The sequence below is a fragment of the Sphingobium sp. CECT 9361 genome (assembly GCF_918741285.1).
Lineage (GTDB): Bacteria > Pseudomonadota > Alphaproteobacteria > Sphingomonadales > Sphingomonadaceae > Sphingobium.
On the sequence record NZ_CAKKNC010000032.1, the window covers coordinates 13,455 to 27,751 of the forward strand.

Below are 14,297 nucleotides of genomic sequence, written 5' to 3' on the forward strand. Positions count from 1 at the left end.
CGAATCTCAATATGTATAAAATTTATATAGACACTCGGCTTCGAGTCAAGTAGCGTTTGCCCCAATGAATGATCCCACCCTCAAGCCTGCGATGTTCGCCCGTCTGGTCTATCTTGACCAATGCCTGACATGGCGCGGGCAGGTGAATCGCAAAGACCTGATCGAACGATTTGGAATATCTTCGCCGCAGGCGGCGATCGACTTCAGGGAATATCTGGAGCGGGTAGCTGAACCAAAGCCCAGGTATGACGCGGTCCGTAAATGCTACCTTGCTGACAGCAAACACTGTGGGTTGCCGTTCACGCATGAAGCCGGCTCACCGGATGAGCTTGTCAGAAGCCCTGCATTCAATGACATCTCCTTGTTGCCATCGCCCGTTCGGCAGTCACCGCCATTTGTGATGCGCCATCTCTATCAGGCGATCGAGCAGCGGCTGAAGATCGAGATCGACTATGTCTCGATGTCGACTGGGCTTCGTCAAAATCAGTGGATTGCACCAGCAAACTTCGCATCGGATGGAGAGCGGCTGCACGTCCGGGCATGGAGTTGCCACCACCAGGAATGGCGTGACTATCTTCCCGTCCGGGTGTCTCCCGACAGCAGCTTTTCAACCGCGCCAGTCGGCCAGGAGCTTCCGCGAGACGCTGACTGGGAAGAGCTGGTTGATATCCGTCTCAGACCTCTGAGCAACCTGACGGATGAGCAAAAGGCCGCAGTCCGCCTTGAGTATGGCTTCACCGAAGATACTCTGAGCTTTCAGGTTCGCCGGTCCCTCGAGTTCTACGTCGAACGGCGTTGGGGGCTCAATCGACCAGGCGCGAGATTGGAACGGTATTAGGCCTTTGGCTGGTGTGAGAACCGCCAGCCGAATTCTTGGAGGTGGCCATGGTAGGAAACATAACCATCTATCCGCGGGCATGGGCCGAAGCGGTCACAAATCCCGAAATCAACGAAGTGCGAAGCCTCAGATCTACCGCAATGGCGATGGAATATTGACAGACGCGAGGCGACTTTGTGCTACTACATGGCAAAGGTCCGGCGACCTGAGAGTGCCGTTTGCTCGATGCAATGATGGCATCGCACGACACGTTGATCGGATCACCGGCAGGTCAATGGGGCCGTTTCACTGTCTCGACTGCGGCGAACTCCTGCAGCTCAGAATATCGACTAGGGCGCGACCACATTTCGCGCATTTGCCGGATTCCCGCTGTGCAGGCGAAACGGCTCTGCATGTTTATGCCAAGGAGTTGCTGGAACGGGAAAGAGAACTCACCTTCACACCGCTCGTGTTGCGGCAGGAAGGCATCGAGGAAATCGTGTTCGAAGGAGGCCGCTTCAAGCTTGATCATGTCATCATCGAGGTGGACCGACCAGGATTTCGACCAGACGCAGTCGTTGTGTTGTCGAGCAAGGAATTTGCGGTCGAGTTCAAAGTTGCACACGCCGTTGACGATGCGAAACAGGAGAAGGTCGCCGCCGTCGATATTCCGATGATCGAAATTGACCTCAATTCCCTGAGGTTCCGGCAGGTCAGCATGGAGGAACTAGACGAAGCCATCCTTCATAGCTCTGATCGCAAATGGATACATCATCCCGAACGCAGTAATGGACAAGCCCGCCTCGAAAGCCGCGTCACTGCCAAGAAAGAGGAACGCGGCCGGCGCCTCAAGTTTCATATCGCGCGCAAGCCGCGCGGCAATGTCGACTACGACTACCATCGGGAGTCGCTGACGGCGCTCGAAGAAGCCGATCTGCTCGACGAGATCGGCATACCAGTGGATTGCCAACATTGGTTCTCCGTTGGCCTCCCGGTTTGGCAGGCAGCTGTGCTGACCACATGTATTGTTGCACCTTCGCGGATCAGCACTCCGGGATCGAGGATCAAAGTCCGTGGGGACTGGCCCGACTACCAAGGCTATGCCAACCGTCTGCCCGACTGGATGATCCGGACAGATCTGAGCGCCTATCATTGGAAACGGCTGGAGGAAGCAGGCTACTCGACATCCAGCTTCGGCAACGCGGATCATGCCGTATTTCACTACTTGGCTCACCTTGCAGCCACGCAGGAAGTTGTAGTGTGGGACCGGGATGAAGAGGCCTTTTTCGTCACGTCGGAGCTGCACGGTCGTGTTTACAGACTTCATGAATTAGGCTGGAAAATTCGCCGGGTGCTCGAAGCTGCAGGAGCCCCCGACCCCGATAAAGTCAAGGCGCGGTGGTTGGGCAAGTACAATGTCAATGGCACATCGCCCGCTGAAGTTGCCCGCAACGGAGGGGCCGCATACGATTCACTTCTGTCGAGGGTAGAAGCCCTCGTGCGAATGGTGGACTCATACTACAACCCGGTAGTGGCTGACGACCTTTGCGGACTCCCACTCGAGCCGATACGCCAGAAGCGTTTGTCGGAAATCGAAGAGCGAAACGCAAAACTGGCGAAAGAACGAGCGGCCGCCGCTTTGGCCCGCAGAAATGATTTTGAAAGCCATGCGCGTGAAGGCCTTGGACCGGATGCCGTAACTTGGCTGAACCAGAACGTGGCGGACGCCTCCAAACCGATCATCGAATGGGCGAGCGAAACCAATGGAAACCTGGCTCAGGCATTCTCGCTCCTTCGCGCGGCAATCCGGGAAAGGAACGCTCGGTTGGCAGCCGCTGACGCTGTCCTGGACTATCAACGCCAACTCGAAGAAGCTGCCAAGAAAGCCTATCCTGATGAGACGCGTGCACGCCTCTTTGTCAGCTCATGGCGCGCTAAATGCGATAGTCCTTCGGCCCTGCGCTCAATTATCGACAAGCTGCCCAAGCCCCGGAGGTGAATTGGGGAAAGCTTTCCCCAAAGCTGGAGCAGCTGCTTGCAGTTTTGTCGCAAGGAGCGTCGAGAATGCCGACCAATGACAATCGCAATCAAGATGACGGTCGCGCGGCAGCCTAGTCATCAATTGGGTATGGCCACGCCTATCGGTCAGCCCTGATCAGATGCCATCAAGTTTAACGCCAGATTGCTCCAGCCAGAACAGGTTCTCCGCCCGCCGCGTAATATCTGAAAGCGTGTGGGGGTCGCATTCCTGAAAGAGTGTTTCAGCCAGCGCCATGCGTTTGTCGAACGAGACGCGTCCATGGTTGAACGATGGGTGCTTTACCAGGACTAACGCCTTGCGTTCGATCGCCTTCGCTTTTTCGGAATTTTTTGAGATCTGGCCAGCACTGGCGTCCTCGCGGGACTCTTCTAGCATCGCCTCGACGGCGTCACCGAATTCGTCGTGCCAAGTCGCGGTAGAGACCGCTGTATGAAGCACGCCATCAATCATGAAACTCGCGATTGTCGCACCAATTTGCCCGTCATAGGAGGCAAACCTACGCTGGGTTGCCTTCAACGGGTCAGGCGAGCGGTCGACACCCATGTCCTCCAGCTCATCCCGCGCAGCTTCGATCTCACCGGCAAGGTCGAAAATCTGCTCAACAAGGTAGATTATCCGCGGCGCATGGGCGCTGATCACTCTGACCGCGACTTCGGAACTCAAAATTACCACCGGTGTGTGTCCGTCGTCGCGTGTCTGAACTGTTGCATCGACGAGAATGGATTTCGAGGTGGATGCCGCATCTTTGATCGCAGATCCCAGATTCGCAGCTTCGTTTACTGCCATATTCATTTCCAATCCGCGTGTTTGGTCAATCTGCGACCTACCGATCCTGCGAAGCCCCGTTGCTGTCGTCAACCTCATGATACCCATCGTTGGACTTGAACTACCAAAGCATTTGCGCTGGCTGGGTTGAAAGGAGTCCGGTTTGCGCCGAGCCATCCCAAAAAAACAGAGTGGCGGGATAGACCGCATGCATGGGCATTCAGGTTCCGTCTTCGCATTCCGCAAGCACCGCGCATCACGGGACAGGTCTCCCCCTGCGGGCAGTGCCCGCAGCTTCGGCCTAACGGCCGGGAGGGAAGGGGGGTGGGAAGAGAGTGATCGGACAAGGGGTTCGGTCGCAATCAATCCTACCAGGAGAACGTCCATGAACATTGGTGAAATCCGCAAGAACGCCAACGGCCAGCTGATCGGCTCTGTCGAAACGCTCACCATCACGCGCACCATCGGCCTGCGGCCGGTGGCCTCCAGCAACCCGCGCGCGCCCAAGTTCGAAATCGTCGCACTCAACGACCAGCGCCGCTGGGTGATCGTCGGCGCGCTCTTCGAACTCTCCTCGAACTCGACCGGCGAGAGCTTCTACCAGGGCAAGATCGACGATCCGTCGATGGCGCAGCCGCTCTACATCGCCGCTTTCCCCCGCGAAGACGGCACCATGGCAGTCGCCTGGCAGCGTCCGCGTCGCCGCAACAGCCAGCTTGGCTCGAGCGAATACGGCGAGAGCGACATGTTCCCGGCTGACGACACCGGTGGCGACGAGCGCGGCACCGAGCAGGCCGGCGATGGCCTGGGTGACAGCACCGCGACCCTGCCCGCCAAGCGCGGCCGCGCCAACGCCAAGGACGGCGCCGAACACGACGGCGCGCTGCCGCCCCTCGTCGACGCCTGATCGGCACCTCCAACTCCAACCGGCGGGGGCCGCTGCTGCGGTTCCCCGCCGTCCTCGCATAGGCCGCGGATGAGCCCCCCGCGCGGCCTGAGGCGGAACGTCGGCACTGCCCCCCGCCCGGCGTTCCGCCTCTTCATTTGCTTGGGGAAATCCGGAGACCACACATGCTGACGATGAGCGAACGCTTCGCTTTCACCACACGGCGCCATCATGCCTTTGCCAGCACCGGCGATGCCTATGATGCCACGCAATGCGACGAGACTATTCAAACCGGCGACACGCTCATTGTGCTGGCCGAAACCGTGGTCGGCGTCGCCATGACCTGGCCATTTGCGGTCACGACGGCGCAAGGAAAGCTCCATGCCCTGTCCGCACCGCGTGACGGCGAGACGCTGGCGAATCTCGCCCGCTCGATCCACAGGTCGAAAGGCTGCTCGCGCGCGCGGCCCGCTGAGGCCCCGCGGGATCAGAGTGGCAGCAAGGACTGCTCGGGCGAAGGCGCGCTTGTCGGCGCATCGACCGCATCGGCAATCACGCGCGCGAGTTCGAGCGCCGCATCCTCGCGCAGGCACGAGCTTGGGGCATTGATACCGACCCGCGCCCACCCCGGGGCGTCCAGGATCGCAAGAGCAACAGCAGACGTATCGATTCGTTCCATACCTGCACGAGAACATAGAAGGAACATATTTGCAAGATCATCGGTGCTGCTCCCGGTCGCGATTGACAGGGAAGGGTGGTCCGAAGAGCATCAGCCCATGTGCAACTTGTACCGCATGACCAAGGCCCCTGCAGAAATCGCCCGGCTGTTCGGCGCGCGCGGAGGCGAGGGCGCCAATTTCGCCGCCGAAGTCTATCCCGGCTATCCTGGCCTCGTCGTCGCCGAGGGCGCGGCGCGCGTGATGACCTGGGGGTTTCCCTTGGCGCTCAAGGGCAAGAACGGACAACCGCTGAGGCCCAAGCCCGTCAACAACGCCCGCGAGGACAAGCTCGGCACCGGGTTCTGGCGGCCGAGCTTCGAGCGCCGTCGCTGCCTGATCCCGGTCACCGCCTGGGCAGAGGCCGAGGGGATCAAGGGCCAGATGACCCGCACCTGGTATTCGCTCGCCGGCGAAGACCTCTTCGCGGTCGCAGGCCTATGGCGGCCGACCGAGGAATGGGGCGAGGCCTATTCTATGGTCATGGTCGATGGCTGTCCGCAAATAGCCGAAGTACACGACCGCATGCCGGTCGTCCTCGCGCGCGAGAGCTGGGAGCAGTGGCTTTCAGGTACGCCCGCCGAGGCTTTCGCGCAGTGCCGAACCTGTCCCAGCAAACTCGATGTCGATCGCACAGCCGAGCGCTGGGGCGCGGGGCGCCCCGCAGCGAAAACAGGCTGAGGGGAGGGGGGTTTCGCGGGTCGGATCAGACCCAAGCGAAAGGACCTTGCCCATGGGCGACCGTGCCCCTGTCCACATCACCATCGGCGGCACTTTGCCGCGCGAACATCTCGCCACCTTCGCCGGCCACGCCGCGGACTATGATCTGCGCACTGAGTGGGACAGCGAACCCTTCGATCCCGCCGTGCTGCCCGAAGGCGAGCCGCTCGAACTCTACGGCACCGAGCTCAATGGCGGGCAGATCCCCGACATTGATAACTTCTGCGCCGAGCACGGCCTGCCGTTTCGCCGCTGGTCAGGCGGCTGCCTTGGCGCCTTCCTTCCCGAGATCATTCTCTTCGACGGGGCGAGCCCGATGCGCGATTACACGGCGAGCGAAGACGAATATGTACTCTTCCCGCCGTCGTGGATTCGCAGCTTCACGCGGCTGCGCGATCTGAAACGCGCGATCGACCGCGCTGAAGTGACGATCCCGGCTTTCGTCGTCTCCGGAAGTGTTTCAAATGACCGAGACTGAAGCTGCCCTTCTGGCCCGTTCGCGCGCGGCGCTGCTCGCCCGCTTCCCGCTATCGCGGGTGAGTGAGGCTTTCTTCGACGACATGCTCGGCGTCCTGCCGCCCGCGCACATCCAGGGCGTGCCGGGATTCTTCGTCACCGAGGCGGTGAGTGAGGACGTCCACGCCCATTTCGTCCATGCAGGCGGTCGATTCTATGGCGCTTATGTCGCTCTCGGGGATCCTGCGACCTTCATCACCTATGCGCGGATCGCCGCCTTCGATGCGGTGAACCCGGCGCCGCCGGTGCTTGCCTGGTATCCAGACGACTGAGCCAGCGGAGGGAAGGGGGGCTGGAGCTGGGCGTTCGTCAAGGAGACCAGCCCATGCCTCGCTTCTACGCCGGGATCGGCGCGCGCGCGACGCCGCCGCCCATCCTCAGCCTGATGACCCGTGCGGCCTTTGCGCTGTGCAAGCGGGGCTACATCCTGCGCTCGGGCCGCGCGATTGGCGCCGACAGTGCCTTCGAACGTGGGGGCGGCCGCGATGAGCAGATCTTCCTGCCGGCGCTAGGCTGGCGCGGCTCGGTGAGCACTCTGCATCCCGAAGCGCTGGGCGCAGAGCTCTGGGGTAGGGCGCGCGACATTGCCGCCGCGCATCATCCCGCCTTCGCCGGGCTCTCGCCTTTCGTCCAGGCGCTGCACACGCGCAATGTCTTCCAGGTGCTGGGGCCGAGGCTCGATAGCCCGGCGGAATTCGTGCTGTGCTGGACCGCCGACGGCGAAGCCTCGGGCGGCACCGGCCAGGCGCTGCGTATCGCTGCGACCCACGGCGTGCCGGTTTTCAATCTGCAGCGGGACCGCGAGCGCGCCCACGTCGAGCGCCATCTGGTCCTCTGATCCGTTCAAACTCTCGTGATTGCGCCGTTCTACGCATTGCCATGGCGATGGGACGGGGCACGCGCGGTTCACAACTGAAAGCCAAAGCCATGTCCTCGATCACCCTCTCTCTTGAGCTTGCCTGCAGCCGCGACGAAGCAGCGCGCTTTGCCGCCGTCGAACTGTTCCTCGCCGAGGTGGCGCAGGACGCCAGTGCCGAGCCGCCGGCCGAGCTCGACGCCTTGTTCGGTGCAAAGGCACGCGAGACGATCCTCGGCCTTGCCGGACACCCGCAGCCGCTCGGGATCACCTGCCGGTACGACCGCGACACGTCCGTGATGACGCTCGTCGCCATCGATGGCCGGCCCAACCTCGGCGCGCTCCCGGTGCTGCTGCTCTGGCTCTATCCCGAGAAGCTGCCGATCGCCTACGCGGTCCACGTGACCGAGCGGCCCGAGCTCGCGGTCTGGACCATGGTCGGGCTGAACCGGATTGAGATCACCCAGCACGAGGGCGAGGTCGCTGCCCGGCTCGAAGCCCTGCGGACGATCGGCGAAGTGCCCAGGCGCCTCGACCTCCTGCCGACCAGGCCGCTCCCGACTAGCGAGGACTGACCTCGCTCACGCCGCTTCCGGGCGCTCCCAGCTTCGCCGCGGCGGCCGACTGACGCGAGCCGGAAGCGGCTCGCCCTCCTTCCACAGCAAGTGCGCGACGCCTTGCCCGGCGAGCAGCGCTTCCAACGGCTCGGCCACCTCGTTGTCACGGTCATGGATATGGATCGCGCTGGCTTCCTCGCCAGTGTCCTTGAGCACCAGGCTCGCGATCGGCGTGTCAGTGTCGAGATTGACGCGAAGGCCCTTTACGAACCGCCGCTTTTCCGCAACCGCCTTGCCGATAAGGTAGCGCTCGTCACTGGTTTCGTAGGGGAGCCACTCGGGCGTCACCGGCATCAGCGCGACCTCGATGAGGTCGAACGTTCCTTCGCGGCGCCGCGCGAACGAACCGGCGAGCACGAGATGACCGCTTTTGCCATGTGGACCGTCCTGAGCCTGCCACAGGGCAAGCTCTCCCGCGAACCGCTTGTGAAAGCGCCGCGCCATGTCCTGGTCCATCACGAAGGGCATGTCGCCGACATGGCGCAGGACGATCTTCTCGGCACCGTGCGCGGGGACGATCTCCTTGATCTCGCCCACCACCACCATCATCTCATCGCGCGAGGCATAGACCCTGGCCAGCGCCGCGCGGCGGCGGGCCCGGATCTCTTCCTTTTCTTCAATCTTGAAGCTCTCGGGCACGAACAGGACGTGCGGCAGGGCTTCCTGCTTTGCCCGGCAGCTGGCCGCCGCCTCGAGCAGTGCGCGGCGCACCACGAACCATGTCCGCTTGCCCGCCATCTTGGGATGCCAGTGGGTCAGCTCCGCCCGATCCCACAGCACGTGCAGAAGCCCGCGCATCGAGAGTTTCTGCCCCGACGATTTCACCGTCGGCTTGTCGTTGGTGAGCGCCGAGGGAGCGAGCCGGGCTGATCCGCGTGATAGCGGAAAGCCGAGCTTGAGGCTGGTCTCGCCGCTCGTCTCATCGTCGATCACGGCGCTCCCACGCACCTGGCCCATGCCGGTCAGGTAATCGGGCGCCTCATAGTGGTCGCAGGCGGTCGCATGGCGCGCGCCCGAGCCTGGCCAACGGGCGAGCACGTAACGGGTCTGGCGGTGCGAGATGTAGAGCGGAAGCTCGGTCCCCTTGCGGCATTCGCACAGAACCTTGCCTTTGCGCTCATAGGCGTCGCGCAGCACGGACTGAAGTTCATCGCCTTCGGCCACGCTGCGGCCGAGCACACGGTATCGCTGGATCATTGGTGGTCCTTCCAATTTCTCGCGATCGACGCTGCCCGTTCGACCTCTCGCGCATCTCCTTCGGTTTGACGCGGCCCCGGATAGGCACGCTGGGGTCAGTCTAAGCTGGCCTTGCGGATGCGGCAAGGTTCGGCTCCCGGGACGAGTGTGCGGAAAAGATCGCTTCACCCTGGCTTGCGGGTGCGCGCGGCGTGGACCTTGGAGGGTTGCGTCTGGTCGATGCCGCACTGTTCCGCGGTGCGACCATCTCTTGCGAGCAGGCCGGCGAGCTGCTCGGCGAACTCGGGCTCAACGTCCGCCAGGCTGCTGTTTGCCTTCAGAGTCCTCAGCTGTGATCTGCGTCGTTCCTGCCGAGGTTCTCGGCAACGCCATCGGCCAGCCCGAGGCACAGCGCTGCTTCCTCGCGGGTGAGGCTGATCGTCTCGGCGGCTAGATCGGCGAGCTTGGCGCGCAGCACGTGTGACAGCGCCTGTGCAACCTGCAATGCGCTCGGCATATCCGGTCCATCCGTCATTGGCTTATCTCCTCTCCTGCGGACACGGCTTGGCCCCGTATCGGCGGCTTCATTCGCGGCAGTCCCTTTGGACTTGCCGCCGGCACGCTCCTGCCTGCGGCAGTGGGCCTTGGCATCTGCGCGAAGAGCGCAGCATATCGGTGTTGGCGGTAATTGATACGGTGGTGATGATGTCTTTCGAGCAAAGGGGAAGGGGGCACCCCTGCGCCCGCGCCCCGCGCGGGACTTGGGGCGACCCGCTCTACTCGCTAGGGTGAGGCAACGCCGCTCTCGCGCCGCTGCTCACCCAAGCTCGCCGGCATGAATGCCGGCCCATTCGGGTAACGATCGGGGCCAGTGGAGTTTTGGCGCGGGGAAAGGTTGGTTGGCGCGCCGCCCGGTTGACGATAGGGTCTTGCACCATGTCCGTTGTCCTTGCCGCCGCCGCCCTGTGTCTTTCGCCCAGCGTCCACGATGGCGACACAATCCGTTGCGGCCGCGAGCGAGTGCGCATCGCCAATATCGATGCACCTGAACTGCCGGATAGTCCCAAGTGTCAGGACCGTCGCCGGTCCTACGCCTGGTGTGATTTCGCTGCCGGGGAAGCATCGCGCGTCGCGCTCGTGCGGTTCGTCTCGCGTGGGCGGGTCATGATCACGCGGCTTGGCACCGACCCCTATGGGCGGACGCTTGCCACCATCTCGGTGAACGGCGTGGACGCCGGCGACCACCTGATCGCGCAGGGCCTCGCGAAGCCCTGGCGCTGACGCGCCCATTCTCACTCGGTTGCTCCCTGATATTCCCGGACCAGACCCGCTCTTCGTGCAGTCGCGGACGCTCGAGGCCGTGTCGGTTGGGCGGCGAGAAATCGGGGTCTCGCGCGCGATCACGTTCTGACTTGCCCGGACATGCACAGGCGGAGTCCGGTGCGAGGGGGTGACTGCGAATGGCGCACCGGCGTGGTGCCGGGATACCCTGACGGGATGCAGCCAAGGCTGACGGGCCCGGTTGGCTGGGAAACCTGCGGCTTGAACTGACGAAACCGCCCTTCGTTTGCCGATGAACCCTGCAGCGCCAGTCCCTGGCCGCAACCCAAAAGCAGCGGACCGTGAAGCCCTGCGGGCTTGCCGCACCACTCCTCGCTTTTGGGTTTCCCTCACGCAAGCGTTCGGTGCGGGCCCGCGCCTTTGGCCCTGCCTGTGGTCTTCATCGGCGGGCGGTTCCGCCGAATTCAAGCCACGGAGAAACCCCATGAAGAACCTCGTCATCCTGATCGGCCGCATCGCTAGCCAACCCGAAACCCGCCACGCCGGCGAGACCGCGATCACCTCTTTCACCCTCGTCACCGACCGCCCCAAGCTGGTCGATGGCAAGACGGTCAAGAACGAGGCCGGCTACACCGAGACCCTCGCCGAATTCCACCGCGTTACCGCTTTCAACGGCCTTGGCACTTCGGTCGCCAAGCACAAGAAGAAGGGCGACATGGTCGAAGTCCAGGGCCGCCTCCACTACTCGAAGTGGACGGACCGCGAGGGCGTCGAACGCTACGCGGTCGAGATCGTCGCCGAGGAGGTCCTCTTCCTCTGACCGGAGCCCGGGAGGCGGCAGCACCGCCTCCCGAAAGGGCGCAAAAATGCGCCCCCACTGCCTCACAGAGACGAAAGATCAGAGCGATGATCATTACTACTGACACGCCGGTCTGGGATACGCCCAGCGGCATGGGCGGCACCTTCACGGTGACCCTGCTTGAAGACGATCCTGCCTCTCCGACCGTCCTCGCGCGGGTCTGCTACGGCCGCCTCGATGAGGCGGGCCGGTATCACCCCTGGCGCGAATGGGACGGCTACACATTCCATGTCGCCCGTACCGAACTTGCCAATCCGCGCCGGTTTGCCGATCCGACTCCACCCTACCGGCCGCCGGGGTGAAGGCAGATGCGCGCGTTGCACAAAATTCAACTGCCGGATCTTATTTCGCACTTGCAGCATTTAAGGCATCGCCCCATATCAGGAATGCCTTTCAGGCATCCTCTCCCAAAACTTTCCAAGGGGCCGGCGCAAGCTTGCCCCATTTTTTTGCGCATGCCGATCTGGAGCGCAAGCCAACGGCACTGGCATTTGGCGGCCGCGGCCCATAGGGTCCGCCATCGCCAATTAGAGAAAGACCGCACGCCATGGCCGATGAAATGCTCCTGGATCACGTCGCCGACATCGTTTCTGCCCACGTCAGCAACAATTCGGTCGCGGCGGTCGATCTGCCGGGCCTGATCCAGTCGGTCTACGCATCTCTGGCTTCGCTTGGTCAGGTGCCCGAGCCGACCGAGGAAGTGCGCATACCCGCTGTCTCGGTCCGCGCATCGGTCAAACCCGATGCGGTGACCTGCCTCGATTGCGGCGCGAAGTTCAAGATGCTCAAGCGCCACCTCAGCACCGATCATGGCATGACGCCGGCCGAATACCGCGCGCGCTGGAACCTGCCTGCAGACTATCCGATGGTCGCGCCCGACTATGCCGCCAAGCGCAAGGAACTCGCCGTCCGGATCGGGCTTGGCCGCAAGCCCGGACAAAGTCCGAAGGCAGAGGCTATGCCGGTCGCGACCGCCAAACCGCGCAAGAAGCTTGGGGTCGCCTTCGGCTAAGCCTGATGCGCCGATGGACCGACGTCGGATATCAGCTTCATTCCCTGGCTCCTTTTCTGTCGACTTATCGGTGCATGTCCTGCCGTCTGTGACACTCTGCCCCGAGGGCAAAGTGTCATCATCGACATCAGCCTTGGCAGGAGCGCGGGTGATACCCGCCCGTATTGAATGCTCTGCCGATCGAATTGGCTGACGATGCAGGTCCCGAATGTTCCGATGCGGTGCCAGGCAAAGTGTCACGGGCGACAAACGACATGGCCTGAACGAAAGGGGATTCACAGGATTCACCTTTTGTGCTCAATGCTGATCCATGGAGCAACAGACAGCGATCACTGGCGTTGGCGGCATCTATGCGGTGCTGGCCGAGGTCTCGAGCAGGCCGCGCTACGCCTTCCTGGTTCTCCAGCTCGTGTCCGAAGCCGCCGACGGGCGAGGGCAGGCGGGTCCCTTCGTTTGTCGGGATAGAAAGCCCGCACTCTTGCGTGACTGGCTGTGCACCCAGCTGCTTCCCTTGAGCGAACAGCAGGGCCGCCGCGCGGCGCTGCGCGCGCGCGTTGCTGCCTCGCTTGGGCGTGAACTCTCCGGTGATGAGGCCCGCGATGCTGCGCAGATCGACCAGGCGGTGGAGGAGCAAGTCCTGGCCGTGGGCCGCGCCAATGTCAGCCGCGCGATCTCGGATCTGGCGCGTGCGGGTCTGGTCACACGGCACTACGCTGGCTACGCGACCAACCACCGCAATCGCGGCGGCGGGCGCCATGCGGTCTATGTGGTGAACCCGGCGGTCCTGAAATTGCTGCGTCGGCCTGCGCCAATGATCGGCGCGGTTCGAGCGTCCGGTACGGGCCAGGGCGAACTGTTCGCAGCCTGACGTCCAGCTTGACAATTTTCCAAATTCGCCGCATATAATGCCCTAAATATTGGCATATGGTGAGGCAAATGGCGGGCGCGGCATTTTTGAGCGAAGTTTCCGGCGACAAGGGCGTCTCGGTCGACAGGTTGTCGGCGGCGCTTCATATCACCAAGTCGGAACTGGCGCTCGCCGCTGGACTGTCACGCGATGCCGTCTCGAAGGCTGCCCGCAGCAGCAGCATCGCCACCCAGTCGCGGCTGCGTGAGATGAGCGAAATCATCAACCGCGTCATTCCCTGGGCGGGTAGCGAACTTGCTGCCTATGCCTGGTACCGATCGCAGCCGCTGCCGTCCTTCGGCGACGCCACGGCGGAAGAGCTTGTCCGTCAGGGACAGGGCGAGAAGGTTCGCACCTATCTCGGCCGGATTGCCGCCGGCGGCTTTGCCTGATCTTTGAGCCAGATTTCGAAATCGGCCCTGCCGTTCATCCGGTTCGACGGCCTGGTCTATCGGGCGCATCATCCGGCCTGGGCCTATGATCCGGAATCGGGTGAAGGCGCGAAGCTTCACGGCGGCCGCTTCAACCGCGTCGGCACGAAGTGCTTCTATGCGGCGCTCAGCCTCGAAACCGCCTGGCTCGAGGCCCAGCAGGGTTTCGCCTTCAAGGCGCAGCCACTCACGATCTGCAGCTATCGCGCCGATCTTTCGGATATTCTCGACCTGACGAGCCCTGATGTGCGGGATGCAGCGCAGGTCACCTTGGCGCAGCTCAGCTGCGCCTGGGAGCGTCTTGCCGGAGACCGCAAGTCCGTTCCGACCTGGGAACTGGCCGATCGGCTCATTGCCGCCGGCTGCGCCGGCGTGATCGTGCCGAGCTTCGCTTCGCGAGCTACGGCCGATGACCGCAATCTGGTGCTGTGGTCCTGGAGCCGCGATGTCCCGCATCGTCTTGAAGTGATCGACGACGAGCAGCGACTGCCGCGCGACCAGTCATCGTGGCAGGATGATGTGTGATTCATCCAAGTCATTGATTTAACATAAGATATATTATCAATCTTGAATTTCTGTAAGCGCTGTAAGCGCAAAGTAGAGATGTCCCATCCCGCAAATTAGAGATGTCCCATTGTGATGGGTGCTCGCGGGCAGCGGTGGCATAGTCATCCTCTGCACTGGAGGACGGCGCTTA

The 14,297-nt window shown here is 62.7% G+C and carries 19 protein-coding genes; 15 read left to right on the plus strand and 4 right to left on the minus strand.

All coding sequences use genetic code 11. The features are described from left to right. Window positions 1-64: 64 nt before the first annotated feature. Window positions 65-838 (plus strand): hypothetical protein, encoded by a 774-nt coding sequence (locus LQ220_RS22645; RefSeq protein WP_230190330.1) that lies wholly within the window; start codon window positions 65-67, stop codon window positions 836-838. A gap of 274 nt (window positions 839-1,112) precedes the next feature. Further along, entirely contained in the window at window positions 1,113-2,816 is a 1,704-nt protein-coding gene (locus LQ220_RS22650) for a competence protein CoiA family protein (protein WP_230190331.1), read from the plus strand. A 156-nt stretch (window positions 2,817-2,972) separates the two neighbouring features. Here the strand turns inward: LQ220_RS22650 and LQ220_RS22655 are convergent, their stop codons facing one another. Next, the gene (locus tag LQ220_RS22655; RefSeq protein ID WP_230190332.1) at window positions 2,973-3,644 is read right to left on the minus strand and encodes a hypothetical protein; all 672 of its coding nucleotides are present in this window, start codon (window positions 3,642-3,644) and stop codon (window positions 2,973-2,975) included. A gap of 364 nt (window positions 3,645-4,008) precedes the next feature. Between LQ220_RS22655 and LQ220_RS22660 the strand changes: the two genes are divergently transcribed. Further along, window positions 4,009-4,530, plus strand: a complete 522-nt coding sequence (locus tag LQ220_RS22660; protein ID WP_230190333.1) for a DUF736 domain-containing protein — start codon at window positions 4,009-4,011, stop codon at window positions 4,528-4,530. A gap of 466 nt (window positions 4,531-4,996) precedes the next feature. On the opposite strand, the gene LQ220_RS25125 is transcribed toward LQ220_RS22660, so the two are convergent. Then, window positions 4,997-5,215, minus strand: a complete 219-nt coding sequence (locus LQ220_RS25125) for a DUF6771 family protein (RefSeq protein ID WP_354958482.1) — start codon at window positions 5,213-5,215, stop codon at window positions 4,997-4,999. A gap of 70 nt (window positions 5,216-5,285) precedes the next feature. Between LQ220_RS25125 and LQ220_RS22665 the strand changes: the two genes are divergently transcribed. From LQ220_RS22665 to LQ220_RS22685, 5 genes are all read left to right on the plus strand, one after another. Then, window positions 5,286-5,906, plus strand: coding sequence for an SOS response-associated peptidase family protein (locus tag LQ220_RS22665; RefSeq protein WP_230190344.1), 621 nt, complete (start codon window positions 5,286-5,288; stop codon window positions 5,904-5,906). Between the two features lie 52 nt (window positions 5,907-5,958). Continuing rightward, window positions 5,959-6,423, plus strand: coding sequence for a hypothetical protein (locus LQ220_RS22670; protein WP_230190334.1), 465 nt, complete (start codon window positions 5,959-5,961; stop codon window positions 6,421-6,423). Continuing rightward, complete coding sequence (locus tag LQ220_RS22675; protein ID WP_183614799.1) at window positions 6,410-6,733, plus strand: hypothetical protein; 324 nt, start codon at window positions 6,410-6,412, stop codon at window positions 6,731-6,733. The genes LQ220_RS22670 and LQ220_RS22675 overlap by 14 nt, the downstream gene beginning before the upstream one ends. A gap of 53 nt (window positions 6,734-6,786) precedes the next feature. After that, entirely contained in the window at window positions 6,787-7,299 is a 513-nt protein-coding gene (locus LQ220_RS22680; protein ID WP_230190335.1) for a hypothetical protein, read from the plus strand. Between the two features lie 89 nt (window positions 7,300-7,388). Further along, window positions 7,389-7,892: a hypothetical protein gene (locus tag LQ220_RS22685; RefSeq protein ID WP_230190336.1), complete on the plus strand. Its 504-nt coding sequence runs from the start codon at window positions 7,389-7,391 to the stop codon at window positions 7,890-7,892. A 6-nt stretch (window positions 7,893-7,898) separates the two neighbouring features. Here LQ220_RS22685 and LQ220_RS22690 read toward each other — a convergent pair whose 3' ends face one another. Both LQ220_RS22690 and LQ220_RS22695 read right to left on the minus strand, forming a co-directional pair. Beyond that, window positions 7,899-9,131 (minus strand): DUF1173 domain-containing protein, encoded by a 1,233-nt coding sequence (locus LQ220_RS22690; RefSeq protein WP_230190337.1) that lies wholly within the window; start codon window positions 9,129-9,131, stop codon window positions 7,899-7,901. A 325-nt stretch (window positions 9,132-9,456) separates the two neighbouring features. After that, complete coding sequence (locus LQ220_RS22695) at window positions 9,457-9,645, minus strand: hypothetical protein (RefSeq protein WP_230190338.1); 189 nt, start codon at window positions 9,643-9,645, stop codon at window positions 9,457-9,459. Window positions 9,646-10,046: 401 nt separating this feature from the next. Between LQ220_RS22695 and LQ220_RS22700 the strand changes: the two genes are divergently transcribed. The 7 genes from LQ220_RS22700 (at window position 10,047) to LQ220_RS22730 (ending at window position 14,125) form a co-directional block, all read left to right on the plus strand. Next, entirely contained in the window at window positions 10,047-10,391 is a 345-nt protein-coding gene (locus LQ220_RS22700; RefSeq protein ID WP_019054468.1) for a thermonuclease family protein, read from the plus strand. Between the two features lie 484 nt (window positions 10,392-10,875). Next, complete coding sequence (locus LQ220_RS22705) at window positions 10,876-11,211, plus strand: single-stranded DNA-binding protein (protein WP_066213939.1); 336 nt, start codon at window positions 10,876-10,878, stop codon at window positions 11,209-11,211. Between the two features lie 86 nt (window positions 11,212-11,297). After that, window positions 11,298-11,552, plus strand: coding sequence for a hypothetical protein (locus tag LQ220_RS22710; RefSeq protein ID WP_230190339.1), 255 nt, complete (start codon window positions 11,298-11,300; stop codon window positions 11,550-11,552). 245 nt (window positions 11,553-11,797) lie between these two features. After that, entirely contained in the window at window positions 11,798-12,262 is a 465-nt protein-coding gene (locus LQ220_RS22715; protein WP_230190340.1) for a MucR family transcriptional regulator, read from the plus strand. Between the two features lie 310 nt (window positions 12,263-12,572). Further along, entirely contained in the window at window positions 12,573-13,130 is a 558-nt protein-coding gene (locus tag LQ220_RS22720) for a hypothetical protein (protein ID WP_230190341.1), read from the plus strand. Window positions 13,131-13,216: 86 nt separating this feature from the next. Next, the gene (locus LQ220_RS22725; RefSeq protein ID WP_230190342.1) at window positions 13,217-13,561 is read left to right on the plus strand and encodes an antitoxin Xre/MbcA/ParS toxin-binding domain-containing protein; all 345 of its coding nucleotides are present in this window, start codon (window positions 13,217-13,219) and stop codon (window positions 13,559-13,561) included. A gap of 3 nt (window positions 13,562-13,564) precedes the next feature. Beyond that, complete coding sequence (locus LQ220_RS22730) at window positions 13,565-14,125, plus strand: RES domain-containing protein (RefSeq protein WP_230190343.1); 561 nt, start codon at window positions 13,565-13,567, stop codon at window positions 14,123-14,125. Window positions 14,126-14,297: the final 172 nt, after the last annotated feature.